General features: G+C 59.9%; 19 protein-coding genes and 4 tRNA genes. 7 read left to right on the top strand and 16 right to left on the bottom strand.

Features of this window, described 5'->3' with window-relative positions; translation table 11 throughout:
- Positions 1-111: 111 nt before the first annotated feature.
- From rpoC to FJQ55_RS08115, 9 genes are all read right to left on the bottom strand, one after another.
- On the bottom strand, positions 112-4,323 hold the full coding sequence (rpoC, locus tag FJQ55_RS08155; RefSeq protein WP_140827111.1) for a DNA-directed RNA polymerase subunit beta': 4,212 nt from the start codon (positions 4,321-4,323) through the stop codon (positions 112-114).
- A 192-nt stretch (positions 4,324-4,515) separates the two neighbouring features.
- The gene (rpoB, locus tag FJQ55_RS08150) at positions 4,516-8,652 is read right to left on the bottom strand and encodes a DNA-directed RNA polymerase subunit beta (RefSeq protein ID WP_140827110.1); all 4,137 of its coding nucleotides are present in this window, start codon (positions 8,650-8,652) and stop codon (positions 4,516-4,518) included.
- Between the two features lie 247 nt (positions 8,653-8,899).
- Positions 8,900-9,280, bottom strand: a complete 381-nt coding sequence (rplL, locus tag FJQ55_RS08145; protein ID WP_140827109.1) for a 50S ribosomal protein L7/L12 — start codon at positions 9,278-9,280, stop codon at positions 8,900-8,902.
- Positions 9,281-9,349: 69 nt separating this feature from the next.
- Entirely contained in the window at positions 9,350-9,868 is a 519-nt protein-coding gene (rplJ, locus tag FJQ55_RS08140; protein ID WP_110794112.1) for a 50S ribosomal protein L10, read from the bottom strand.
- Positions 9,869-10,205: 337 nt separating this feature from the next.
- Entirely contained in the window at positions 10,206-10,901 is a 696-nt protein-coding gene (gene rplA / locus FJQ55_RS08135; RefSeq protein ID WP_140827108.1) for a 50S ribosomal protein L1, read from the bottom strand.
- Positions 10,902-10,903: 2 nt separating this feature from the next.
- Positions 10,904-11,335 carry a 50S ribosomal protein L11 gene (rplK, locus tag FJQ55_RS08130; protein WP_140827107.1) on the bottom strand — a complete coding sequence of 144 codons (432 nt, stop codon included), beginning with the start codon at positions 11,333-11,335 and terminating at the stop codon, positions 10,904-10,906.
- Positions 11,336-11,482: 147 nt separating this feature from the next.
- Entirely contained in the window at positions 11,483-12,013 is a 531-nt protein-coding gene (nusG, locus tag FJQ55_RS08125) for a transcription termination/antitermination protein NusG (protein ID WP_062278354.1), read from the bottom strand.
- Positions 12,014-12,029: 16 nt separating this feature from the next.
- Positions 12,030-12,230 (bottom strand): preprotein translocase subunit SecE, encoded by a 201-nt coding sequence (secE, locus tag FJQ55_RS08120; RefSeq protein ID WP_062278356.1) that lies wholly within the window; start codon positions 12,228-12,230, stop codon positions 12,030-12,032.
- Positions 12,231-12,411: 181 nt separating this feature from the next.
- Positions 12,412-12,487, bottom strand: a tRNA-Trp gene (locus FJQ55_RS08115).
- A gap of 292 nt (positions 12,488-12,779) precedes the next feature.
- On the opposite strand from FJQ55_RS08115, the gene FJQ55_RS08110 reads away from it, so the two are divergent.
- A complete protein-coding gene (locus tag FJQ55_RS08110; protein WP_140827106.1) occupies positions 12,780-13,154 on the top strand; it encodes a pentapeptide repeat-containing protein in 375 nt (124 codons plus the stop codon).
- Positions 13,155-13,241: 87 nt separating this feature from the next.
- On the top strand, positions 13,242-13,928 hold the full coding sequence (locus FJQ55_RS08105; protein WP_140827105.1) for a glycosyltransferase family protein: 687 nt from the start codon (positions 13,242-13,244) through the stop codon (positions 13,926-13,928).
- A 48-nt stretch (positions 13,929-13,976) separates the two neighbouring features.
- Here the strand turns inward: FJQ55_RS08105 and FJQ55_RS08100 are convergent, their stop codons facing one another.
- The 4 genes from FJQ55_RS08100 to FJQ55_RS08085 all read right to left on the bottom strand — a co-directional run bounded on the left by FJQ55_RS08100 (position 13,977) and on the right by FJQ55_RS08085 (position 16,559).
- The gene (locus tag FJQ55_RS08100) at positions 13,977-14,786 is read right to left on the bottom strand and encodes a hypothetical protein (protein ID WP_140827104.1); all 810 of its coding nucleotides are present in this window, start codon (positions 14,784-14,786) and stop codon (positions 13,977-13,979) included.
- 193 nt (positions 14,787-14,979) lie between these two features.
- Complete coding sequence (gene tuf / locus FJQ55_RS08095) at positions 14,980-16,155, bottom strand: elongation factor Tu (RefSeq protein WP_062274162.1); 1,176 nt, start codon at positions 16,153-16,155, stop codon at positions 14,980-14,982.
- A gap of 224 nt (positions 16,156-16,379) precedes the next feature.
- Positions 16,380-16,453 (bottom strand) — tRNA-Gly (locus tag FJQ55_RS08090).
- Between the two features lie 21 nt (positions 16,454-16,474).
- Positions 16,475-16,559, bottom strand: a tRNA-Tyr gene (locus tag FJQ55_RS08085).
- 206 nt (positions 16,560-16,765) lie between these two features.
- On the opposite strand from FJQ55_RS08085, the gene rlmB reads away from it, so the two are divergent.
- From rlmB to FJQ55_RS08070, 3 genes are read left to right on the top strand one after another with little or no spacing between them, the layout of a single operon-like run.
- Positions 16,766-17,647, top strand: coding sequence for a 23S rRNA (guanosine(2251)-2'-O)-methyltransferase RlmB (gene rlmB / locus FJQ55_RS08080; protein WP_140827103.1), 882 nt, complete (start codon positions 16,766-16,768; stop codon positions 17,645-17,647).
- Positions 17,647-18,438: an HAD-IIB family hydrolase gene (locus FJQ55_RS08075; protein WP_140827102.1), complete on the top strand. Its 792-nt coding sequence runs from the start codon at positions 17,647-17,649 to the stop codon at positions 18,436-18,438. The genes rlmB and FJQ55_RS08075 overlap by 1 nt, the downstream gene beginning before the upstream one ends.
- Before the next feature lie 39 nt (positions 18,439-18,477).
- Positions 18,478-19,692 carry a glycosyltransferase family protein gene (locus FJQ55_RS08070; RefSeq protein ID WP_140827101.1) on the top strand — a complete coding sequence of 405 codons (1,215 nt, stop codon included), beginning with the start codon at positions 18,478-18,480 and terminating at the stop codon, positions 19,690-19,692.
- Positions 19,693-19,742: 50 nt separating this feature from the next.
- On the opposite strand, the gene FJQ55_RS08065 is transcribed toward FJQ55_RS08070, so the two are convergent.
- Positions 19,743-20,717, bottom strand: a complete 975-nt coding sequence (locus tag FJQ55_RS08065; protein ID WP_140827100.1) for an MliC family protein — start codon at positions 20,715-20,717, stop codon at positions 19,743-19,745.
- Positions 20,718-20,799: 82 nt separating this feature from the next.
- Positions 20,800-20,875: transfer RNA gene (locus tag FJQ55_RS08060), tRNA-Thr, on the bottom strand.
- 194 nt (positions 20,876-21,069) lie between these two features.
- Here FJQ55_RS08060 and FJQ55_RS08055 point away from each other — a divergent pair.
- Both FJQ55_RS08055 and FJQ55_RS08050 read left to right on the top strand, forming a co-directional pair.
- Positions 21,070-21,843: an NAD kinase gene (locus tag FJQ55_RS08055; RefSeq protein ID WP_140827099.1), complete on the top strand. Its 774-nt coding sequence runs from the start codon at positions 21,070-21,072 to the stop codon at positions 21,841-21,843.
- A 7-nt stretch (positions 21,844-21,850) separates the two neighbouring features.
- Positions 21,851-22,336 carry a hypothetical protein gene (locus FJQ55_RS08050; RefSeq protein ID WP_140827098.1) on the top strand — a complete coding sequence of 162 codons (486 nt, stop codon included), beginning with the start codon at positions 21,851-21,853 and terminating at the stop codon, positions 22,334-22,336.
- Positions 22,337-22,451: 115 nt separating this feature from the next.
- Here the strand turns inward: FJQ55_RS08050 and prfB are convergent.
- A protein-coding gene (gene prfB, locus FJQ55_RS08045) for a peptide chain release factor 2 (protein ID WP_167507695.1) occupies positions 22,452-23,580 on the bottom strand; the annotation gives its coding sequence in 2 pieces (ribosomal slippage) (positions 22,452-23,510 and positions 23,512-23,580; 1,128 coding nt in all).
- Positions 23,581-23,602 lie beyond the last annotated feature (22 nt).

The following is a 23,602-nucleotide window of genomic DNA, read 5'->3' as shown; positions in this document are numbered from 1 at the left end:
CACAGCCTCCACCCTTGCGATCTCCGCCCCCTCGCCGCCTTGGCGGAATGGAAAAGACCGCCCGGATGTCTCCGGGCGGTCTTTGTTCAGTCACGACAATCAGGCTTTCGATTACTCGGCAGCCGGAGCGCTTTCGCCTGCCAGATTCTGCAGCATCGGGGTTGCCACGTCGGCGCCCGAACCCTTCTTGCGTTCCTCGAGGATGAGGTCGTCGCGCGAAGTCGCGATGCGGCGGATCTGCGTCATGGTGCCGCCGGTACCAGCCGGGATGAGGCGGCCGACGATGACGTTTTCCTTGAGACCCTGCAGCGTGTCGGTCTTGCCGGCGATCGCAGCTTCCGTGAGAACCTTGGTGGTTTCCTGGAAGGATGCAGCCGAGATGAACGACGGCGTCTGCAGCGAGGCCTTGGTGATGCCGAGGAGGACGGGCTCGCCGTATGCCGGCTTCTTGCCTTCCTCGATCAGGCGCTCGTTGTTGTCGTCCAGTTCTATGCGGTCGACATTGTCGCCCACGATGTACTGGCTGTCGCCTGCATCGGTGATCTCAACCTTCTGCAGCATCTGGCGAACGATCACTTCGATGTGCTTGTCGTTGATCACAACGCCCTGCAGTCGGTAGACTTCCTGGATTTCGTTGACCAGGTACGAGGCGAGTGCCTCGACGCCCTTGATCGCCAGGATGTCGTGGGGAGCCGGGTTACCGTCGAGGATATAGTCACCCTTTTCGATATAGTCGCCTTCCTGAAGGTGGAAGGGCTTGCCCTTCGGGATCAGGTATTCGACAGGCTCGACACCGTCTTCGGCCGGCTCGATGATGACGCGACGCTTGTTCTTGTAGTCGCGGCCGAGGCGGATCGTACCATCGATCTCAGCGATGATGGCGTGGTCCTTCGGACGACGGGCTTCGAACAGTTCGGCAACGCGCGGCAGACCACCGGTGATGTCCTTCGTCTTGGCGCTTTCCAGCGGCGAACGAGCAAGAACGTCGCCCTGGGAGACCTTCTGACCCGGCTCGACCGACAGGATCGCGTCGACGGACAGGTGGAAGCGGGCCTCGCCACCACGGGCCACCTTGAGCACGTTGCCACTGGCGTCCTTGATGACGATCGCCGGCTTGAGGTCCGAACCGCGCGGGGTCGAACGCCAGTCGATGACCTGACGCTTGGTGATGCCGGTCGACTCGTCGGTGGCTTCGAGCACGGAGAGACCGTCGACGACGTCCTCGAAATGCACGATACCCTCGACTTCCGTCATGATCGGACGGGTGTACGGATCCCACTCGGCCAGACGCTGGCCGCGCTTCACCTTGTCACCGTCATCAACGAAGACCTTCGAACCATAGGCCACGCGCTGCGAGGACCGCTCGACACCACGCTCATCGAGAATGGTGACGGCCATGCTGCGGCCCATGGCAATCAGCGTGCCTTCGGAATTGCGCAGCATGTTGCGGTTCTTGATCTGCACCGTACCTTCGTACGAGGCTTCCAGGAACGACTGGTCGACCACGGTCGCGGTACCGCCCAAGTGGAAGGTACGCATGGTGAGCTGGGTGCCCGGCTCACCGATCGACTGAGCAGCAATGACGCCGACGGCTTCGCCCATGTTGACAGGCGTACCACGGGCCAAGTCGCGGCCGTAGCAGACCGAGCAGACGCCCGTCTGGACTTCGCAGGTCAGTGCCGAACGGATGCGGATCGACTGGATGCCGGCCTTTTCGATCTCGATGACATCAGCCTCGAGGATCATGTTGCCGGCATTGACGATGCGCTCGCCGGTGACCGGATGATCGATGTCGTCCAGTGCCGTACGACCGAGGACGCGGGCGCCGATGGAAGCAACGACCTGACCGGCATCGACGATGGCGGTCATGGTGAGGCCCTTGTCGGTGCCGCAATCGACCATGTTGACGATGCAATCCTGCGCGACGTCGACGAGACGACGGGTCAGGTAACCCGAGTTCGCGGTCTTCAAGGCGGTGTCTGCGAGACCCTTACGGGCACCGTGGGTCGAGTTGAAGTACTCGTTAACGGTCAGGCCTTCCTTGAAGTTCGAGATGATCGGCGTCTCGATGATTTCACCCGACGGCTTGGCCATGAGGCCACGCATACCACCCAGCTGACGCATCTGGTTCGGTGAACCACGAGCACCCGAGTGCGACATCATGTAGATGGCGTTCATCGGCTTCTGACGACCGGTCTCCTTGTCGAACTCAACGGCCTTAATGCGGGCCATCATGTCTTCGGCGACCTTTTCAGTGGCCTTGCCCCAGGCGTCGACGACCTTGTTGTACTTTTCGCCCTGGGTGATCAGGCCGTCATTATACTGCTGCTCGTATTCCTTGACCAGGGTTTCGGTGTCGCCAACGATCTTCGCCTTGGTTTCCGGGATGATCATGTCGTCCTTGCCGAACGAGATGCCGGCCTTGCACGCATGGGTGAAGCCGAGCTGCATGATCCGGTCGCAGAAGATGACCGTGTCCTTCTGACCGCAGTGACGGTAGACCGTGTCGATCATCTTGGAGATGTTCTTCTTGGTCATTTCCTGGTTGCAGATGTCGAACGGCACGTTGACGTTCTTCGGCAGCAATTCGCCGATGATCATGCGGCCAGGCGTGGTCTCATAGATCTTCGAAACCGGCTTGCCTTCGGCGTCGACGGTCTTGAAGCGGCCACGGATCTTGGCGTGCAGGGTGACGACCTTGTTTTCCAGGGCATGGTGCAGTTCGCCCATGTCCGAGAAGACCATGCCTTCGCCCGGCTCGTTCTGGTTCATGATCGACAGGTAGTAGAGGCCGAGAACCATGTCCTGCGACGGAACGATGATCGGTGCACCGTTGGCCGGGTGCAGGATGTTGTTCGTCGACATCATCAGGACGCGAGCTTCGAGCTGGGCTTCGAGCGACAGCGGCACGTGAACGGCCATCTGGTCGCCGTCGAAGTCGGCGTTGAAGGCCGTGCAGACGAGCGGGTGCAGCTGGATGGCCTTGCCTTCGACCAGCGTGGGTTCGAAGGCCTGGATGCCCAGGCGGTGCAGCGTCGGTGCGCGGTTCAAGAGAACCGGATGCTCGCGGATGACCTCGTCGAGGATATCCCAGACCTCAGGCTTTTCCTTTTCGACCAGCTTCTTGGCCTGCTTGACGGTCGAGGAGTAACCCTTGGCGTCGAGGCGGGCATAGATGAACGGCTTGAACAGTTCGAGCGCCATCTTCTTCGGCAGGCCGCACTGGTGCAGCTTCAGTTCCGGACCGGTCACGATGACCGAACGGCCCGAATAGTCGACGCGCTTACCGAGCAGGTTCTGGCGGAAGCGGCCCTGCTTGCCCTTGAGCATGTCGGACAGCGACTTCAGCGGACGCTTGTTGGCGCCGGTGATGACGCGGCCACGGCGGCCGTTGTCGAAGAGCGCGTCTACAGATTCCTGCAGCATGCGCTTTTCGTTGCGGATGATGATGCCCGGAGCGCGCAGTTCGATCAGGCGCTTCAGACGGTTGTTACGGTTGATGACGCGGCGATAGAGATCGTTCAGGTCAGACGTCGCGAAGCGGCCGCCATCGAGCGGAACCAGCGGGCGCAGGTCCGGCGGGATGACCGGGACGACCTTCATGATCATCCATTCCGGACGGTTGCCGCTCTCCATGAAGTTCTCGACGATCTTCAGGCGCTTCATCAGCTTCTTCTGCTTCAGGTCCGAGGTGGTTTCAGCCAACTCGGTGCGCAGGTCGCCAGCGATCTTCTCGAGGTTCATCGAGGCCAGCATCTCGTAGATGGCTTCAGCGCCGATCATGGCGGTGAACTGGTCCTCGCCGAACTCGTCGACGGCGATCATGTATTCTTCTTCGGAAAGAAGCTGGTTTTCCTTGAGCGAGGTCAGGCCCGGCTCGGTCACGATGTAGTTCTCGAAGTAGAGAACGCGCTCGACATCCTTCAGCGTCATGTCCAACAGCGTGGAAATGCGCGACGGAAGCGACTTCAGGAACCAGATATGGGCAACGGGAGCGGCGAGCTCGATATGGCCCATGCGCTCACGGCGAACGCGCGACAGTGTGACTTCAACGCCGCACTTTTCGCAGATGATGCCCTTGTACTTCATGCGCTTGTACTTGCCGCAAAGGCACTCGTAGTCCTTGATCGGCCCGAAGATGCGCGCGCAGAAGAGACCATCGCGTTCCGGCTTGAACGTGCGATAGTTGATGGTCTCCGGCTTCTTGATCTCGCCATAGGACCACGACAGGATCTTTTCCGGGCTCGCGATCGAGATCCGGATGCTGTCGAAGTGCTGAGCCGGCACCGACGGATTGAAAAGGTTCATGACCTCTTGGTTCATGCCTGTCTCCTTATGGGGCTTAAAGCCCTCGATTGGGTCTGGATGGCGGCGAAGTCCCGGGATGCCGCCTCAGACCCTTGAAATGACAATAACCGCGAAATGCGGCGAAACTCCCCTCACCCGCCCGATTTTGGCCGCCGGGCAGTCAGGGGGTGGCGTGCGTGGCGAACCACGCACGCCTTTGTCAAACCGTTATTCGGCTGCGTCGGGCAGCGGCGTCGAGCCAACGTCATCGAGCTTGGAATTCTCCAGCTCAACCGAGAGGCCGAGCGAGCGCATTTCCTTGACGAGAACGTTGAAGCTTTCCGGAATACCCGCCTCGAAGGTGTCGTCGCCACGGACGATCGCTTCGTAGACCTTGGTACGACCGGCCACGTCGTCCGACTTCACCGTCAGCATTTCCTGCAGGGTGTAGGCGGCGCCGTAGGCTTCCAGAGCCCAGACTTCCATTTCCCCGAAGCGCTGACCACCGAACTGCGCCTTACCACCGAGCGGCTGCTGGGTGACGAGCGAGTACGGACCGATCGAGCGAGCGTGGATCTTGTCGTCGACAAGGTGGTTCAGCTTGATCATGTACATGTAGCCGACGGTGACCTGACGGTCGAAGGCTTCACCGGTGCGGCCGTCATACAGGGTCGACTGACCCGACGGGTTGAGACCCGCCTTCGTCAGCATCGCCGATACGTCGCTCTCATGCGCACCGTCGAAGACCGGCGTGGCGATCGATACGCCGCGCTTGGCTTCTTCGGCGAGACGAACCAGCGACTGATCGTCGAAGTTCTTGACCTCGTCATGGGCTTCGGACGCATAGATCTCGGTCAACTCGGTACGCAGCTCGCTGATGTCGAGGTGCTTGCGATAATCCTCGAGCATCTGGCCGATCTTCTTGCCCATGCCGGCGCATGCCCAGGCAAGATGGGTTTCGAGGATCTGACCAACGTTCATGCGCGAGGGAACGCCGAGCGGGTTCAACACGATGTCGACATGCGTGCCGTCTTCGAGGAACGGCATATCCTCGACCGGTACGATGCGCGAGACGACACCCTTGTTGCCGTGACGGCCGGCCATCTTGTCGCCCGGCTGGATCTTGCGCTTCACAGCGACGAAGACCTTGACCATCTTCATGACGCCCGGGGGCATTTCATCGCCGCGCTGGACCTTCTCGACCTTGTCCATGAAGCGCTGTTCGAGGCGCGACTTGGATTCGTCGTACTGGCCGCGGAGCGCTTCGAGTTCGCCCTGCACCTTTTCGTCTTCGACCGCGAACATCCACCACTGCGAGCGGGGATATTCGGAGACGACGGCGTTGGTGAGTTCGACGCCCTTCTTGAAGCCCTTCGGGCCGGCAATCGAGATCTGGCCGCGCAGCATGTCGATCAGACGGCCGTAGACGTTACGGTCGAGGATCGCCTGTTCGTCGTCGCGGTCCTTGGCGAGGCGTTCGATTTCCTCGCGCTCGATCGCCATCGCGCGCTCGTCCTTCTCAACGCCATGGCGGTTGAAGACGCGAACTTCGACGACGGTACCGAACGTGCCCGGAGGCATACGCATGGACGTGTCGCGAACGTCGGAGGCCTTTTCACCGAAGATGGCGCGCAGAAGCTTTTCTTCCGGCGTCATCGGGCTTTCGCCCTTCGGGGTGATCTTGCCGACCAGGATGTCGCCCGGAGCCACTTCGGCACCGATATAGACGATACCGGCTTCGTCGAGGTTCTTCAGCGCTTCTTCCGAAACGTTCGGAATGTCACGCGTGATTTCTTCCGGACCAAGCTTGGTGTCGCGAGCCATGACTTCGAACTCCTCGATATGGATCGAGGTGAAGACGTCTTCGGCGACGATGCGCTCCGACATCAGGATCGAGTCTTCGTAGTTGTAGCCGTTCCACGGCATGAACGCGACGAGCGCGTTGCGGCCGAGAGCCAGATCGCCGAGGTCGGTCGACGGACCGTCCGCGATGATGTCACCCTTGTTCAGGATGTCGCCGACGGCGACCAGCGGGCGCTGGTTGACGCAAGTGTTCTGGTTCGAACGCTGGAACTTCTGCAGACGGTAGATGTCGACGCCGGACTTGCCTGCATCGAGGTCTTCGGTCGCCCGGATAACGATACGGGTCGCATCGACCTGATCGACCACGCCACCGCGACGGGCGCCGATGGCAGCACCTGAGTCACGCGCGACGATCGGCTCCATGCCGGTTCCGACGAACGGGGCTTCGGCACGCAGAAGCGGCACGGCCTGACGCTGCATGTTCGAGCCCATGAGAGCGCGGTTGGCGTCGTCGTTTTCCAGGAACGGGATGAGAGCGGCCGCGACCGAAACCAGCTGCTTCGGCGAGACGTCCATCAGGTTGATGGTGTCGCGCGGGGACAGCATGACTTCACCGGCATGACGGCAGACGACGAACTCTTCAACGAAGGCGCCTTCGGACGTCAGCTCCGAATTGGCCTGAGCCACGTAGTACTTGGCTTCTTCCATGGCCGAGAGATAGACGACGTCCTTCGTCACCTTGCCGTCGACGATCTTGCGGTACGGGCTTTCGATGAAGCCGTACTTGTTGACGCGGGCGAAGGTTGCGAGCGAGTTGATCAGACCGATGTTCGGGCCTTCCGGCGTCTCAATCGGGCAGATGCGGCCGTAGTGGGTCGGGTGAACGTCGCGGACTTCGAAGCCTGCGCGCTCGCGGGTCAGACCACCCGGTCCAAGAGCCGAAAGACGGCGCTTGTGGGTGATTTCCGAAAGCGGGTTCACCTGGTCCATGAACTGCGACAGCTGCGAGGAGCCGAAGAATTCGCGGACGGCGGCAGCAGCCGGCTTGGCGTTGATCAGGTCCTGCGGCATGACCGTGTCGATCTCGATCGACGACATGCGTTCCTTGATCGCGCGCTCCATGCGCAAGAGACCCAGTCGGTACTGGTTCTCCATCAATTCACCGACCGAGCGAACGCGACGGTTGCCGAGGTTGTCGATGTCGTCGATCTCGCCCTTGCCGTCGCGCAGTTCGACCAGCATCTTGACCACGGCCAGGATGTCGTCCTTGCGCAGAACGCGGACGGTATCCGGGCAGTCGAGGTCGAGACGCATGTTCATCTTGACGCGACCGACGGCCGACAGGTCGTAGCGTTCGGCGTCGAAGAACAGCGACTGGAACATGGCTTCAGCCGAATCCATGGTCGGCGGCTCACCCGGACGCATGACGCGGTAGATATCGAACAGAGCGTCCTGACGGTTCTCGTTCTTGTCGGCGGCGAGCGTGTTACGGATGTAGGCGCCGACATTGATGTGGTCGATGCCGAGAACCGGGATTTCGTCGAAACCGGATTCCAAGATCTGCGGCAGCGACTTCTCGTCGATTTCCGCACCGGCTTCCATGTAGATTTCACCGGTCGACATGTTGACCAGGTCTTCGGCGAGGTAGTTGCCGAACATGTCTTCGTCGGAAGCCTTGAGGAACTTCAGGCCCTTGTCGGTGAGCTGACGCAGCAGACGTGGGGTCAGCTTCTTGCCACCTTCAACAACCACTTCGCCGGTGTCGGCGTCGATCATGTCGGAGATGGTCTTGGCACCCTTCAACGTTTCCGCGTTGAAGGGATAACGCCAGCCCTTGCCGTCGCGCTGGTAGACCGACTTCGAGTAGAAGGTCGACAGGATTTCTTCGCCGTCCATACCGAGCGCCATCAGCAGCGAGGTCACGGGGATCTTGCGGCGGCGGTCGATACGGGCGTGCACGATGTCCTTGGCGTCGAATTCGATGTCGAGCCAGGAGCCGCGATAGGGGATGACGCGGGCAGCAAACAGCAGCTTGCCGGAGGAGTGGGACTTGCCCTTGTCGTGGTCGAAGAATACGCCCGGCGAACGGTGCATCTGCGAGACGATGACGCGCTCGGTGCCGTTGACGATAAAGGTACCGTTGTTCGTCATGAGCGGCATGTCGCCCATGTAGACAGACTGTTCCTTGATGTCCTTGATGGACTTTGCGCCCGTATCCTCGTCGATATCGAACACGATCAGGCGCAGCGTGACCTTGAGCGGTGCAGCATAGGTCAGGTCGCGCTGGCGGCATTCGTCAACATCGAACTTCGGCGGCTCGAATTCATAGGAGACGAATTCGAGCATCGACGCACCGGAAAAATCGGTGATCGGGAAGACGGACTTGAAAACGGCATTCAACCCCTCGTCGGGACGGCCGCCCTTCGGCTCGTCAACCATGAGGAACTGGTCATAAGATGCCTTCTGAACCTCGATGAGGTTCGGCATTTCTGCGACTTCTGGAATTTTTCCGAAAAACTTGCGTACGCGCCTGCGACCGTTAAAGGTAAGGGTCTGAGCCATCGTCGCTCCTTGTCAGTTTGCACCCGGGCCTGCAACAGACGGTGACCGCTGGCCAGGCGGCTCCGTCAAAAAATGGATCGCTCAATCTCGTCTCGAGATCCGAACGGCCGGCCGGTTTGCCGGGCATTCGGGTCAAGACCATCCTCTTGAGAACCCATTACCCAGGAACCGTTTTCAGACGGTTCCTGGGTAATATGTTCGGAGGAAACCGGCGAGAGAGGGATCCCTCTCCCGCCGTATTCCGATATTACTTAACGTCGACCTTAGCGCCGGCGTCTTCAAGCTTCTTCTTGAGGTCAGCGGCTTCAGCCTTGGAAACGCCTTCCTTGACAGCCTTCGGAGCGCCTTCGACGAGGTCCTTGGCTTCCTTGAGGCCGAGGCCGGTGATGCCACGAACTTCCTTGATGACGTTGATCTTGTTGGCGCCGGCATCCGTGAGGATGACGTCGAACTCGGTCTTTTCTTCTTCAGCCGGAGCAGCGGCACCAGCAGCGCCACCAGCAGCAGCAACGGCTACCGGAGCAGCAGCCGAAACGCCCCACTTTTCTTCGAGCAGCTTGGAAAGCTCAGCAGCTTCCAGAACGGTCAGCGAGGAGAGGTCTTCAACGATCTTTGCGAGATCAGCCATTTTACTAGTTCCTTAATAGATGTTCGGTTCGAAGCGAACGGGTTAGGGTATGAACAGCGAAAAACCGCCTTACGCGGCTTCGTCCTTCTTGGCATAGGCCGCAAACACGCGAGCAAGTTGAGCTGCCGGTGCCTGAACCACGCCTGCGATGCGGGTAGCCGGAGTCTGGATCATGCCCAGCAGCTTCGCACGCAGCTCGTCCAGCGACGGCAGGGTCGCAAGCGACTTGACTGCATCGGCGGTGAGCGTGGTTGTTCCCATGGCGCCACCGAGAACAACGATCTTGTCGTTGGTCTTGGCGAAATCCATGACGACTTTCGGAGCGGTGATCGGGTCATTGCTGTAGGCAATGAGTGTCTGACCCTTGAACAGGTTAGACATCCCTTCCGACTCCGTGCCCTGAAGAGCGATCTTGGCCAGGCGGTTCTTCGCGACTTTGACGGTGCCGCCAGCAGCGCGCATCTTCGAACGGAAGTCGTTCATCTGCGCAACCGTGACACCAGCATAGTGGGCCACAACAACCGAACCGGAAGCCTTGAAGACTTCGTTCAGTTCTGTGACGAATTCGCGTTTTTCCGCTCTTTCCACTGTCTGTCTCCAGTTGATGGGACCGCAATCCTGCAGGCCCCACCGGGTTTGCCTTTGCCTCAGGGGATCCATTTCGAGATCCCAAGCGACGCTTGAGGATCCTGTCCCCTCCGGTCGGAAGTATTTCCAGCCAAAAGGCGAATAAGGCTCGAACCGAACTTCAAGACGTCATCAGACGTTTAAATACCGGATCTCACCCGTCTCATGCAGGCAGATATTAAGGCCCGAAGGCCGCCCACAATCTCGGACAGGAGTGCCTGGTTTTGACACCAGGCATTCCCGGCCCCGAAAGGCCGGAAACTTGGTGGGCCGGAGCGAGGGCTCCGGCCAAATTCTATCAGGCCGTAACCGTGGCCGGGTCGATCTTGACGCCCGGACCCATGGTCGAGGAAATCGCTACGCGCTTGACGTAGTTGCCCTTCGCACCAGCCGGCTTTGCCTTGACGACGGCGTCAGCGAAAGCCTTGATGTTTTCTTCGAGCGCCTTGGCGTCGAAGGAGGCCTTGCCGATACCGGCATGGATGATACCAGCCTTCTCGACACGGAACTCGACGGCACCGCCCTTGGAAGCCTTGACGGCGCCCGTAACGTCCATGGTAACCGTACCAACCTTCGGGTTCGGCATCATGCCACGCGGGCCGAGAACCTTACCGAGACGCCCGACGAGCGGCATCATGTCCGGAGTGGCGATGCAACGATCGAAGTCGATCTTGCCGCTCTGGACGATTTCGAGCAGGTCTTCGGCGCCGACGATGTCTGCACCGGCCGCCTTGGCTTCGTCGGCCTTGGCGCCACGAGCGAAGACGGCGACACGAACGTCACGGCCCGTACCGTTCGGCAGGTTGACCACGCCGCGGACCATCTGGTCTGCGTGACGCGGGTCGACGCCGAGGTTCATGGCGATTTCGATCGTTTCGTCGAACTTGGCGACGGCACGTTCCTTGACCATCGAGATGGCGTCCGACAGAGCGACGAGCTTCGTCGGGTCAACGCCTTCGCGGATCTTCTGAATACGCTTTGCTACCTTGGCCATGATCAACCTACCACTTCCAGGCCCATGGAGCGGGCAGAGCCCTCAACCATCAGCATTGCGCCTTCGATGTCGGCGGCGTTCAGATCCTTCATCTTGCCTTCGGCAATTGCGCGGACCTGTGCCTTGGTGATCGTGCCGATCTTCGCACCCTTGCCCGGAGTCTTCGAGCCGGAGGTGATCTTAGCTTCCTTCTTCAGCCAATAAGTCATCGGCGGCTGCTTCATTGCGAAGGTGAAGGACTTGTCCTGGTAGTAGGTGATGACGACCGGGATCGGCATACCCTTTTCCATTTCCTGCGTGGCGGCATTGAACGCCTTGCAGAATTCCATGATGTTAATGCCACGCTGACCAAGGGCCGGGCCGATCGGCGGGGACGGGTTAGCCGATCCTGCCTTGACCTGGAGCTTGAGCTGGCCTGCAACTTTCTTAGCCATTACTCTCTGCCTTTCACTTCAGACCGGTTGCCCGGTCCATTATGCCAGCCTCGGCTGGCGGCTGCGGTTGCGTGGTGCGTCTGACGGGCCCGGCTAAAGGCCGCCATCCTCCCACGCGGATCGGGAAGTCGCCTTCCCTTTCTGCAATCAGACCTTCTCGACCTGACTGTATTCGAGTTCGACCGGCGTCGCGCGGCCAAAGATCGAGACCTCGACCTTGAGGCGCGAGCGCTCTTCGTCCACATCCTGGACAACGCCGTTGAACGAAGCAAACGGACCGTCGGAGACGCGAACCTGTTCGCCGATTTCGTAGGACACGGTCGACTTCGGACGCTCGACACCTTCCTGGACCTGGCCCAGGATGCGCTCAGCCTCGAAATCGGGGATCGGGACCGGCTTGTTGTCGGAACCGAGGAAGCCCGTGACCTTCGGGGTATTCTTGATCAGGTGATAGGCCTCGTCGGTCAGGTTCGCGCGAACCATGACGTAGCCGGGGAAGAACTTGCGTTCGCTATCGACCTTGCGGCCGCGCCGGACCTCAACAACCTTCTCGGTCGGCACCAGGATCTTTTCGAAGAGGTGATCGAGACCCTTCTGCTTGGCCTTGTGCTCGATGTCCTCGGCGACCTTCTTTTCAAAATTCGAATATGCGTGGACGATGTACCAACGTGCAGCCATGATTTTTTCCGCCCGATTAATTACCGACGCTCAGCACGAGGCTGAGCAGCCAGCTGATGAGCTGGTCCGCGCCGAAGAAGAACAGCGCAGCGAAAAACACCATAGCCAAGACCATGAGCGTCGAAATCGTGGTTTCGCGACGCGAGGGCCACGTAACCTTGGACGTCTCGGAGCGTACCTGCTGCAGAAACGCGAATGGATTACTCTTGGATGCCATTTAATGCCCACGCATTTACGGCGCGTAAAGCCGACCTTGGCCAGCCCCACGCACCGCGTGTCTGTTTGAACCCTACATAACGACCGATTCCCCATTTCACAAGGGGGAAAAGGTCTTCTGCAACTTTTCGGCTTTGCCAGATCGTCTTGCCCGTCAGCGCTTCAGGCGCGCCGGGCGGAAATGGCAGGGGCAGCCGGGCTTGAACCGACGACCTGCGGTTTTGGAGACCGCCGCTCTACCAACTGAGCTATACCCCTAAGCCTAGTCTTCAGACGAAACGTGTTTCGCTCGAAGCTTGGCGCTCCCTTTAAGACGGCAGCGCACGAATGGCAAGAGACTTTTTTCCGCTTTTCCCCAAAGCGGCCAAAGGGCTGCGCGGACGTTACCAATCCGGGCAGCCTCATCCTGGAGACAACCTCCTAGTCTGGCCCCAAGTGCGCAATTGGCCCCTGCTTCACCATATTATGGTCAGGTGAGCCGGAATCAGCAACCCTTGCAAGACATCAACGATTCCCGGATAGTCGGAGGTGCCGCTATTGGAGGACCGTCATGATCCGGATCAGCAATGCTGCCCTGCCCGGCTCCGAATTCGACGATTCGGATCTCTCCGAGTCCCGGTTCACCGACATCTCGCTGAAAGAAGCGGTGTTCAGCAATGTCGATCTCGGGCGGGTGTTAATCACGGACGCCAATGCGGAGCAGATCGCGATCCGGAACGTCTCGATGGCTGCCGCCGTGGTCGAGAACGTGGTGATGCATGCCGCGAGCCTTACACATGTGGACTTCAATGGCAGCACGATTCGCTTCGGCAGCATGGCGGATGTCTCGATTGCCGAATGCGACCTCACCGGCATGAGGATCAACGGCTATCTCGTGACGGAGTTGTTGCGTCTGGCGGAGGGGGGTGACCAAAGCCAACCCTGAAACGGCGCATCGGAGGCTTTCTTCCCATGGCCAACTGAACTAAACCATCCTCGCCCAAGACTACAAACTAGCCAAAGGAATTTGCCAGTGGACAAGGCCCGCGTCTTTATCGGCTTCGACAGCAACGAGGTCGTCGCCTACCATGTATTTTGCCAGAGCATTATGGAAAAGAGCTCCATTCCGGTGGAGTTCCTGCCGATTTCTCTCGAAAATCTCGGTGGCATCTTCACGCGCGAGCGCAACAGCCTGCAGTCGACAGAGTTTTCGTTTTCACGGTTTCTCGTACCCTATTTGAGCGGTTTCGAAGGTTGGACCCTGTTCGCCGACTGCGACATGTTGATGCGTACGGACATCGCCAAGCTCTGGGAACTGCGCGACGATCGTTACGCCGCAATGTGCGTGAAGCATGACTACGTTCCGAAGATCGACACGAAGTTCCTGGGCCAGACGCAAACCAAGTACGAGAAGAAGAACTGGTCGAGCGTCATCCTGTTCAACAATGCGAAATGCACCACGCTTACCCCGGACTACGTCAACAGCGCGACTGGACTGCAACTGCATCAATTCAAGTGGCTCGACAGCGACGACCAGATCGGCGGACTGCCGAAAACATGGAACTGGCTGGTAAACGAATACGAGCATAATCCAGATGCGGATCTCGTCCACTTTACGGATGGCGGTCCCTACTTCACCGAATACGCCAATGACGACTATGCGGAGGAATGGTTCGCCGCGCGCGACCGGATGCTGCATGTGACCCAGCGCAAGGGCTGAAACGCCTCGATGGTCCGGCTGCGCCTGCGCGCAGTCGGACTGTCTTGTTCAGCTTCCCAAACGAAGACTGAAGGCCCGCTTTAACCGACGCAGCCCGTTAGCCGCCAATCTTTGCCAGCGGCCGTTCCTGTCCCATAGCTTCGCCATCTGCCACTCCATCCCGGTGAACCGGCTTGCCAGGACCTGGCTGGCAACCAGACCGATCTGGGCATCGGAGAATTGCGGATAGCGCGCCTTAATGCGTGCGAAACTTCCACCGGAACCAGGCTTGTGCCTATCCTCGGCTCGAAATAGCCGCCCGTCGAGATTCATCAATTCCAGCAGAGTTTGCTCGAAGGTCCAATCATGGGCGGGATAGACAGAGTATTTTACTCCCGCAACACCGGTGAAGCCGCATAATGCTATCTTCGCATCGCGGCAATGCTCGATCAGCCACATGGCGAGCGCAAAGCCTGTGGAGGGCATGCGGTCTTCGGGGTAGAAGCCGGGAAACTCATAGTCAAAATCGATCAGGAACGGAGTGAGATTGGTTTGCCGCTGCCGCGGCTTCTCGCTCACAACAGCCTTTCCCGAACCTGCTATGACACCCACTGTTGCCTTCAGGTTTTCGGGCAACAGCGAATGCGCCATGTCGAAGTATTTCTGCCCCTTGAGAAAAGTAGTTTCATTGCGCAGACGGTGGCATAGCGCGGAGTCGCGCTCAAACCTGCGACGTAAAATCTTCTCACATCCGGTAAAGAATACAAACAGCGTTCGCTCCGGCATTTGAGTTGCCAACTGCTCGACGTCGATGCGCTCGTTGTTGGCTACTAGTGCAATCACATCGTAGCCGGCGAGGATCTGCTTGAAATCGTTCATGGCAACCCTTTCTCCGATCTTCCATAAAACAAGAAGCCCCGCCGTTTCCAGCGGGGCTCCTGTCATCCCATGAGGGAAAACCAATTACTCGATGATCGAGGCGACGATGCCGGCGCCGCGTTCAGATCGCGCTTGCGCGCCATCTGAACACTTTTCGTGCCGTCGGCAGCTTACGCCATCGACCTCTCGATCATCACTCGATGATCGAGGCGACGATGCCGGCGCCGACGGTGCGGCCGCCTTCGCGGATTGCGAAGCGCAGCTTTTCTTCCATCGCGATCGGAACGATCAGCTCAACCTGAACCGTGACGTTGTCGCCCGGCATAACCATTTCCGTGCCTTCCGGCAGCGAAACGATACCCGTCACGTCCGTCGTGCGGAAGTAGAACTGCGGACGATAGTTGGTGAAGAACGGCGTATGACGGCCGCCTTCTTCCTTCGTCAGGATGTAGGCTTCTGCCATGAACTTCTTGTGCGGCTTGACCGAACCCGGCTTGCAAAGAACCTGGCCACGCTCGACGTCGTCGCGCTGGATACCACGAACAAGCGCACCGATGTTGTCGCCGGCCTGGCCCTGATCGAGCAGCTTGCGGAACATTTCAACGCCAGTGACGGTCGTCTTCTTGGTGTCGCGGATGCCGACGAATTCGACTTCTTCGCCAACCTTGACGATACCACGCTCAACGCGGCCCGTGACAACCGTACCACGACCCGAGATCGAGAACACGTCTTCGATCGGCATCAGGAACGGCTGGTCAACCGGACGCTCAGGCGTCGGGATGTAGGCGTCGACCTGAGCCATCAGCTCGCGAACGGCGTCTTCGCCGATCTTCTTGTCGCTGTCGTTCAGAGCAGCCAGTGCCGAACCCTTGACGAACGGGATGTCGTCGCCGGGGAAGTCGTAGGACGACAGGAGTTCGCGAACTTCGAGTTCGACGAGTTCCAGAAGTTCTGCGTCGTCAACCTGGTCAACCTTGTTCAAGAAGACAACGATCGCCGGAACGCCAACCTGACGGGCAAGCAGGATGTGCTCGCGGGTCTGCGGCATCGGGCCGTCGGCGGCCGAGCAAACCAGGATCGCGCCGTCCATCTGCGCAGCACCGGTGATCATGTTCTTGACGTAGTCGGCGTGGCCGGGGCAGTCGACGTGGGCGTAGTGACGGTTGGCCGTCTCATACTCGACGTGCGCCGTCGAGATGGTGATGCCGCGGGCCTTTTCTTCCGGAGCAGCGTCGATCTGGTCATAGGCCTTGAATTCACCGAAATACTTGGTGATCGCTGCCGTCAGAGACGTCTTGCCGTGGTCGACGTGGCCGATCGTCCCAATGTTGACGTGCGGCTTTGTGCGCTCAAACTTACTCTTTGCCATTTGAATGCTTCCTGTGAACGAAACGGGGTTACCCCGGCGAACCGGTTTGGTCCCGCCGTTTAAGGCTTTCACTCGCAATGCGCAAGCCTTAAATGCGGGGGCGCCCGGGGGCGGAACTGCGGGTGGTCGAAGGCTCTCGGCTGACCTTACGGAAAGCGGCATGCACTGCACGAGGCCCAAGGTCAAAAGCGAGAAAAATCAGCGTGTTGGGCTTGAATGTGATCTGGAGCGGGTAACGGGAATCGAACCCGTGTATTCAGCTTGGAAGGCTGCTGCTCTACCATTGAGCTATACCCGCATATTCAGATCCGAGGACGAATGGTGGAGAGAGTTGGATTTGAACCAACGTAGGCTGAGCCAACGGATTTACAGTCCGTCCCCTTTAACCACTCGGGCATCTCTCCATTCTTTCGTCCGGATCTGGCGACCAAGCTTTTTAGTCCCGACCAGAGTGCGTCGCCCCCTGATCTGCGGCGGGTATATGACGGCCCAACCGGCACATGTCAACACGGTGTTTGACGAAAAATTCCGAAAAGTTTCATGGCGCCGACATGAGCCTGATTTTGCGGTCGGGTCTATGCCCGCCCCCTGCCCCCCGCTATAAGGGCGCATGGCCAAAGATCCGAAAACCGACAAAACCGCCCGCGACACCCATTACGCAACGCTGCGTCGTCAGGTGCGCGATGCCAAGCGTGAGCGGGGCGAGATCCCCACGCCGGGGCCGCAAAAGCCGCGCAAGAGCAATGCGGACTGGACTCCGCCGAAACTGGCACCTGAGCAGGTGCTGCTCTACGGGCTGCATACGGTGCGCGCAGCACTCGACAATCCCGAACGCAAGCTGATCAAGCTCTCGGCCACGCAGAACGCGCTGGTCAGGCTCGAAATCCAATCTGTGGAAAAGCTCGGCATCCCCTTCGAAACGGTGACACCACAGGACCTCGACAAGATCCTCGGACCTGAAGCGATCCACCAGGGCGTCATGCTGGAGACGCGGCCGCTGCCGGTTCGCCGACTCGAAGCGCTGAAGGACAGCCCGCTGATCCTGGTGCTCGACCAAGTCACCGATCCGCACAATGTCGGGGCGATCATGCGCTCGGCCGTCGCCTTCGATGCCGGCGCGGTGATCACCACGCAGCGCCACAGTCCGACGGAATCTGGCGTGCTGGCGAAATCGGCCTCCGGGGCGCTCGAACTCATCCCCTATATCCAGGTGACCAACCTCGCCGACGCCCTGAATGAACTGCACAAGCTCGGCTTCTTCTCTGTTGGACTCGATTCGGAAGGCCCCGCCCCGATGGAGAGCACGCTTGTCGGCGACAGGATCGCGCTGGTGCTCGGATCGGAGGGCAAGGGTCTCAGGCAGAAGACGCGCGAGACCGTGTCGGCGCTCGCCCGTCTCGACATGCCGGGCGCCATCAAGTCGCTCAACGTTTCCAATGCAGCCGCCATCGCACTCTATGCCTCCCGGCAGCATCTGGCGGCCAAGAGCTGATGAAGCTCGTCTTCACCGACCTCGACGGAACGCTGCTCGATCACGACAGCTATTCCTTTGAGGCGGCAAGACCGGCACTTGAGCTCTTAAAGGCACGCGGCATTCCTCTGATTCTTGCCAGCAGCAAGACCGAAGCGGAAATGCGGCCGATTGCCGAGGCGATCAGGATTTCGCATCCGATGATCGTGGAAAACGGTGCGGGCGTCGTCGGCATGGGGCAGGACGACAAGGGGCCGGACACGCAATCATCGAGTCCATACAACCAGCTGCGATCGCTTCTTCGGAAATTACCTAAAGAACTGTGCGGTTCCTTCGAGGGGTTTGGCGACTGGGACGTTGCACGGATCTCGCGGGAAACCGGGCTTCCGCTGGCGTCTGCGGAACTTGCGCGCCGGCGACGCTTCTCCGAGCCCGGGCATTTTATGGGGAGCGAGGCGCAGAAGCGGGCGTTTCTCGATGCGATTGCATCGGAAGGCTTCACCGCCGCTCAGGGCGGACGCTTTCTGACGCTGATGCCAAAGACATCCAAGGCCGAGCGGATGGCGGAGGTCGTCGCCCATTATCAGCGTGGTCTTGATGCGCCTGTGCGCACGGTTGCCCTGGGCGATGCGCCCAACGATCTCGCCATGCTGGAAGCCGCCGATTGCGGCATCATCATTGTCAATCCGGCGCATCCGCCGCTGCCCGTCATGGACCGGGAACGGCGGGGCAAGATCCTGCGCTCGCAGCAGGCCGGCCCACTCGGCTGGAACATCATGATCCATCAACTCGTTGCCACGGGGTTTCTCTGAGCCGGCCGCAACCGGCATCATCACGAAAGGATTTCAGCCATGGCGGATTTTCACCAGAATGGCGTGGTTGCCACCCTGCACAATCTCAGGGAGCGCTCGCTAGAGCGCATGGAGAAGGAACTGACCGTCTTCTCCTCAACCCGGCCGATCACGCTGATCCTGCCATCGCTCTATTCCGAGCTTGAAGCCCCTGCCCTTGAGCATATCGTTTCCGAACTGTCGCAAGCCCCTTATATCGCGGAAATCGTCATCGGCCTGGATCAAGCGGATGAACAACAGTTTCGCCATGCCAAGCAATACTTTTCCCGCCTTCCGCAGAAACATACGATTCTCTGGCATGACGGGCCGCGGCTGCGCGCCGTCGACGAGAAGCTGAAGGCGGAGGATTTGTCGCCCGACCAGCCGGGCAAAGGACGCAATGTCTGGTTCTGCATGGGTTATGTGTTGGCCGGCCGACAGGCGGGCGTGGTTGCCCTGCATGACTGCGATATCGTCACCTATTCACGCGACATGCTGGCGCGGCTGGTCTATCCCGTCGCCAATCCGCGTTTCCCTTACGTCTTTTCCAAAGGATATTATCCAAGGATTGCCGATCGGTCGCTCAATGGTCGCGTGACGCGACTTCTGGTGACGCCGCTGCTGCTCAGCCTCGAAAGGGTGATCGGCCACCATCCCTATATCGACTACCTCAAGGCCTTCCGCTATCCGCTCGCCGGCGAGTTTGCCATGCAGACGCAGATCCTTTCGGATATCCGCATTCCCTCCGACTGGGGGCTGGAAATCGGCGTGCTTTCGGAGCTGTGGCGCAACCAGTCCAACCATGCAATTTGCCAGGTGGATATTGCGGACGCCTATGACCACAAGCATCAACCGCTGTCGCCCGAAGATGCGGCCAGAGGGCTGTCTCGCATGTCGATCGACATCACCAAGGCGCTTTACCGCAAACTCGCGACCGATGGCGTCATATTCAGCCAGGATGCGTTCAGGACGTTGAAGGCGACCTACTACCGAACGGCGCTCGACCTTGTGGAGACCTATCATCACGATGCGCGGATGAACGGGCTCACCACCGACCGGCATCGCGAAGAACAGGCGGTGGAACTCTTCGCCGCCAATCTGATCGAGGCCGGCCAGGTCTATCTCGACAATCCGAATGCAACGCCATTTATGCCCAGCTGGAACCGCGTGCAGAGCGCGCTGCCGGACCTCTTGCGCGACATCCAGGAAGCGGCCCGACTCGACGCCGAGGACTGAGCGTACCGGCAATTGGCGTCTGCCGTCCCGTCACACGGCCTGGTGCCGGATCACATCGACGGGCGGCAGGTGAGGTCGCCCTCGACGGGTGTCAGTTTTGTGCCGGTGGGGGTGAGTTGGCGCTGCACCGGGTAATCGATGACGCTTGGCCAGGCTTCGATATCCTTGGCAGCCTTTGGGTCGGCATCGATCGCCGGCTTGTAGGCAGCCCGGCAATCGGGCATGGCGCGGTCGGGTGCAAGGCCGAGCGCCTCGCGGATTGTCTTCCCGCAGCCTTGCGGATCGGCCAGAAGCGAGCATTCAGCGCCATAGGTCCGGCGATAGCGTAGCGTGAGTTCCTCGCCGGCCAGCGTCAGGGAATCAAAATTGTCGGCAACGATATCGTCGAGAAGACGGGTAGCCGTGCGGGCGTCGTAGACGACGAAAGGCATGCCGCCATTCCATCCATCGGCACCGCGGAATACGGCGTAAGGGCCGACCGCGCCCCAGAGATAGCCGGCCGCGTCGTCCACGATCTTGCGATCCACGGCGGAATCGAGCTTGCACGGGCCTTCCGACGGCGCGATGAACAGGCCGGCCGCGCCCTTTTCTCCCAGATCCAGCTGCTTCAGGGCGAAGTTCGGATAACGCAAACAGGTGAGCTTGCCCGGCATATCGAAGCCTGTCTCGCCGGCCGGCACGTCGACTTCCGCGCGAGTGGAACGGTCGAAGACTTCGGCTGGCTGGTCGTCGACCTTGCAGTTGGCGGGCGCCATGCGGCCAATGGCAAACTGCGCTTCATCGCCCTTGCCACGCAATTCGTAGCGTCCATTGGAGTACCAGAAACCGGAACCGGAAGCCTGCTGTGGCAGAGAAACCTTGGCGCCGTCGGGCAAAGTCACATTGGCCGCCGCCTCGGAGAAGGCAACGGTCAAGGTGGTGCCGTTGTCGCAGGCATAGCGGATGTCGGCGGCTTGGGCGGAATGCGTAGAAGCCAGATGAAACAGGATCAGGGAAGCCAGGCCGGCCAGGAAATGTCTTCGCATGCAATTGTCCTCGGTGCGGCGAAAGCATGCCAAAGAAACGTGCGGCACAACAGCGAAAAATCCGTCACATGTCGAGAAAGGATGGTGCCCCCGGCAGGGTTCGAACCCGCGACCCCCTGATTACAAATCAGGTGCTCTACCAACTGAGCTACAAGGGCAGTGAGGCGTCTTTAGGCGGAAATAGGTTTGTCGTAAAGCAAAAAATCGACGGACGGTTAGCGTGTATGGTGAATGGCGATCACGAGGTCCTGATGACCGAGAGCCCGCGGGGCGAACCGATTGCGGCTGCAAATGACTTGTGGTTACAGGCATTTGTCATGTACCACTGGCGCCTGTTCCACAAGGGCCTGCCATGTCGCGTACGTTCCGGTCGCTGTCCTTCATCGCTTCCAACACCGAAGAAGCGCAAGCTTCGCGGCAGGAGCTGATTCGCACCTATGGCGATACCGACACTCGCGATGCCGACGTGATCGTCGCGCTCGGCGGTGATGGGTTCATGTTGCAGACATTGCACGATACGATGAACAGCGGGAAGCTCATCTACGGAATGAACAGGGGTTCCGTCGGCTTCCTGATGAACGACTATGCCGTCGATGGTCTGCGCGAGCGGATCGCCGAAGCGGTCGAGAACGATTTCCATCCGCTGCAGATGACCACGGAAAATGCCGACGGATCGACTTCGTTTGCGCTTGCGATCAACGAGGTGTCGCTGCTTCGGCAGTCCTATCAGGCGGCGAAGCTCAGGGTCCTGATCGACGGCCAGGTACGGCTCGAAGAACTGATCTGCGACGGATTGATGGTGGCGACCCCGGTCGGCTCGACCGCCTATAATCTTTCTGCCCACGGCCCTATCCTGCCGCTTGAGGCGCCGCTTCTGGCACTGACACCGGTCAGCGCCTTCCGGCCGCGCCGCTGGCGGGGCGCGCTTTTACCGAACAAGGTGACGGTCGTGCTGGAGGTGCTGGAGCCGGAAAAGCGGCCGGTGAACGCGGTTGCGGATCATTCCGAGGTGAAATCGGTTCTGAGGGTGGAGATACGCCAGTCCGAGGATACGACCGCGCATATCCTGTCCGATCCCGACCGGTCGTGGTCGGATCGTATCCTTGCCGAACAGTTTTCCGATTGAGGTGCCGATGAAGCGCGTTGCCGTCAGTCTGCTTGTTTTCCTTGCCGCTACATCCCTTTCGCGGGCGGAGGATATCGACCAGCTGCCGGTGACGGCCACTTTCGTCGTGAGCGGCGGCTTCTGGGAAGGCGGTGTCGACGGCGCGCCAGGTGCGAAGGCCGGGGATACGGCAAGCGCCTCTGCCAATGGCCGTGGTTATTACAAGCTGGTCGCGATCCGCCAGCCGGACCGCACGGCGCGCGTCTATCTCCAGATGATCGCCGCTGAAGAGAGCGGGCCACGGCTCGTCGAAAGTGTCGAACTTGAAGAGTTCACAGCGATCAAGCCTTATGTCACAGGCATCCAGCCGGAGAGCACCAGCGGCGTATCAGGGACGCCCGGCTTCATGGCGACCGTCTATCTGCGCACCGATCCGACACGTGATCCCGTCGAAGAGTGGACGGTGCTGATCGATGAACTCGGCGACATCAGGGTTGAGCGCGCCAGCAACTGAAGGCTGGCCCACCGGCCCGGCTTCGATCCGAAGCCGCGCTCTCCCCCGACAGACGAAAGGCGGCATGTCCCGGGACACACCGCCTTGTTCGTTCCGGTCCATCGCTGCCTGAGGATCAGTCGATATCCGAGACTTCCGAAGCCTTGCCGCTGATGCGGTGGGCGAGAGCCGCTTCCATGAACTCGTTCAGCTCGCCGTTCAGGACGCTGTCCGGATCGGTGCTCTCGACGCCGGTGCGCAGGTCCTTGACCAGCTGATACGGCTGCAGAACATAGGAGCGGATCTGGTGGCCCCAGCCGATATCCGTCTTGGAGGCGGCTTCAGCATTGGCAGCGGCCTCCCGCTTCATCAGTTCCGCCTCGTACATGCGGGCGCGCAGCATTTCCCAGGCCTTGGCCTTGTTCTTGTGCTGTGAGCGCTCCTGCTGGCATGCGACCACGATGCCGGTCGGAATGTGCGTGATACGCACGGCCGAGTCGGTCGTGTTGACGTGCTGACCACCGGCGCCCGACGAGCGGTAGGTGTCGATGCGGCAGTCGCTTTCGTTGATCTCGATGTTGATCGAGTCGTCGACGACCGGGTAGACCCAGATCGACGAGAAGGACGTGTGGCGACGGGCGTTCGAGTCGTAGGGCGAGATGCGCACCAGGCGGTGAACGCCCGACTCGGTCTTCATCCAGCCATAGGCATTGTGGCCTTTGACCAGAATGGTCGCAGACTTGATGCCGGCTTCTTCGCCGTCATGCACTTCCAGCACTTCGACCTTGAAGCCCGAGCGTTCGGCCCAGCGGGTGTACATGCGCAAAAGCATGTTCGCCCAGTCCTGGCTTTCCGTGCCACCGGCGCCGGAATGGACTTCGATATAGGTGTCGTTGCCGTCGGCTTCGCCCGACAGCATGGCCTCGACCTGGCGGCGGGCCGCCTCCGTCTTCAGGGCCTTCAGCTGATCTTCGGCATCCTTGACGACCGATTCGTCGCCCTCTTCCTCGCCCATCTCGATCAGTTCGATGTTGTCCTTCATCGCCTGTTCGAGACGTTTGACGCCGGCAATGCTGTCGTCCAGCTGCTGGCGCTCGCGCATCAGCTTTTGGGCTTCCTGGGCATCGTTCCAGAGGTTCGGGTCTTCGGCCTTGTTGTTCAACCAGTCCAGTCGTCTTATCGCCTGGTCCCAGTCAAAGATGCCTCCTCAGCAGGGTTATGGCCTGCTTGATTTCGTCGACTACGTTCTCGATTTCATTCCGCATAAGTCTGGTTCTCAACCTCGAT

The organism is Rhizobium glycinendophyticum, assembly GCF_006443685.1.
GTDB lineage: Bacteria > Pseudomonadota > Alphaproteobacteria > Rhizobiales > Rhizobiaceae > Allorhizobium > Allorhizobium glycinendophyticum.
This window is presented reverse-complemented; position numbering and strand designations above follow the sequence as displayed.

Excerpts from the sequence above, each read along its gene's own strand:
- rpoC (WP_140827111.1), bottom strand. The coding sequence starts at position 4,323 with ATGAACCAAGAGGTCATGAACCTTTTCAATCCGTCGGTGCCGGCTCAG.
- rpoB (WP_140827110.1), bottom strand. The coding sequence starts at position 8,652 with ATGGCTCAGACCCTTACCTTTAACGGTCGCAGGCGCGTACGCAAGTTT.
- rplL (WP_140827109.1), bottom strand. The coding sequence starts at position 9,280 with ATGGCTGATCTCGCAAAGATCGTTGAAGACCTCTCCTCGCTGACCGTT.
- rplA (WP_140827108.1), bottom strand. The coding sequence starts at position 10,901 with ATGGCCAAGGTAGCAAAGCGTATTCAGAAGATCCGCGAAGGCGTTGAC.
- rplK (WP_140827107.1), bottom strand. The coding sequence starts at position 11,335 with ATGGCTAAGAAAGTTGCAGGCCAGCTCAAGCTCCAGGTCAAGGCAGGA.
- nusG (WP_062278354.1), bottom strand. The coding sequence starts at position 12,013 with ATGGCTGCACGTTGGTACATCGTCCACGCATATTCGAATTTTGAAAAG.
- secE (WP_062278356.1), bottom strand. The coding sequence starts at position 12,230 with ATGGCATCCAAGAGTAATCCATTCGCGTTTCTGCAGCAGGTACGCTCC.
- FJQ55_RS08110 (WP_140827106.1), top strand. The coding sequence starts at position 12,780 with ATGATCCGGATCAGCAATGCTGCCCTGCCCGGCTCCGAATTCGACGAT.
- FJQ55_RS08100 (WP_140827104.1), bottom strand. The coding sequence starts at position 14,786 with ATGAACGATTTCAAGCAGATCCTCGCCGGCTACGATGTGATTGCACTA.
- tuf (WP_062274162.1), bottom strand. The coding sequence starts at position 16,155 with ATGGCAAAGAGTAAGTTTGAGCGCACAAAGCCGCACGTCAACATTGGG.
- rlmB (WP_140827103.1), top strand. The coding sequence starts at position 16,766 with ATGGCCAAAGATCCGAAAACCGACAAAACCGCCCGCGACACCCATTAC.
- FJQ55_RS08075 (WP_140827102.1), top strand. The coding sequence starts at position 17,647 with ATGAAGCTCGTCTTCACCGACCTCGACGGAACGCTGCTCGATCACGAC.
- FJQ55_RS08070 (WP_140827101.1), top strand. The coding sequence starts at position 18,478 with ATGGCGGATTTTCACCAGAATGGCGTGGTTGCCACCCTGCACAATCTC.
- FJQ55_RS08065 (WP_140827100.1), bottom strand. The coding sequence starts at position 20,717 with ATGCGAAGACATTTCCTGGCCGGCCTGGCTTCCCTGATCCTGTTTCAT.
- FJQ55_RS08055 (WP_140827099.1), top strand. The coding sequence starts at position 21,070 with ATGTCGCGTACGTTCCGGTCGCTGTCCTTCATCGCTTCCAACACCGAA.
- FJQ55_RS08050 (WP_140827098.1), top strand. The coding sequence starts at position 21,851 with ATGAAGCGCGTTGCCGTCAGTCTGCTTGTTTTCCTTGCCGCTACATCC.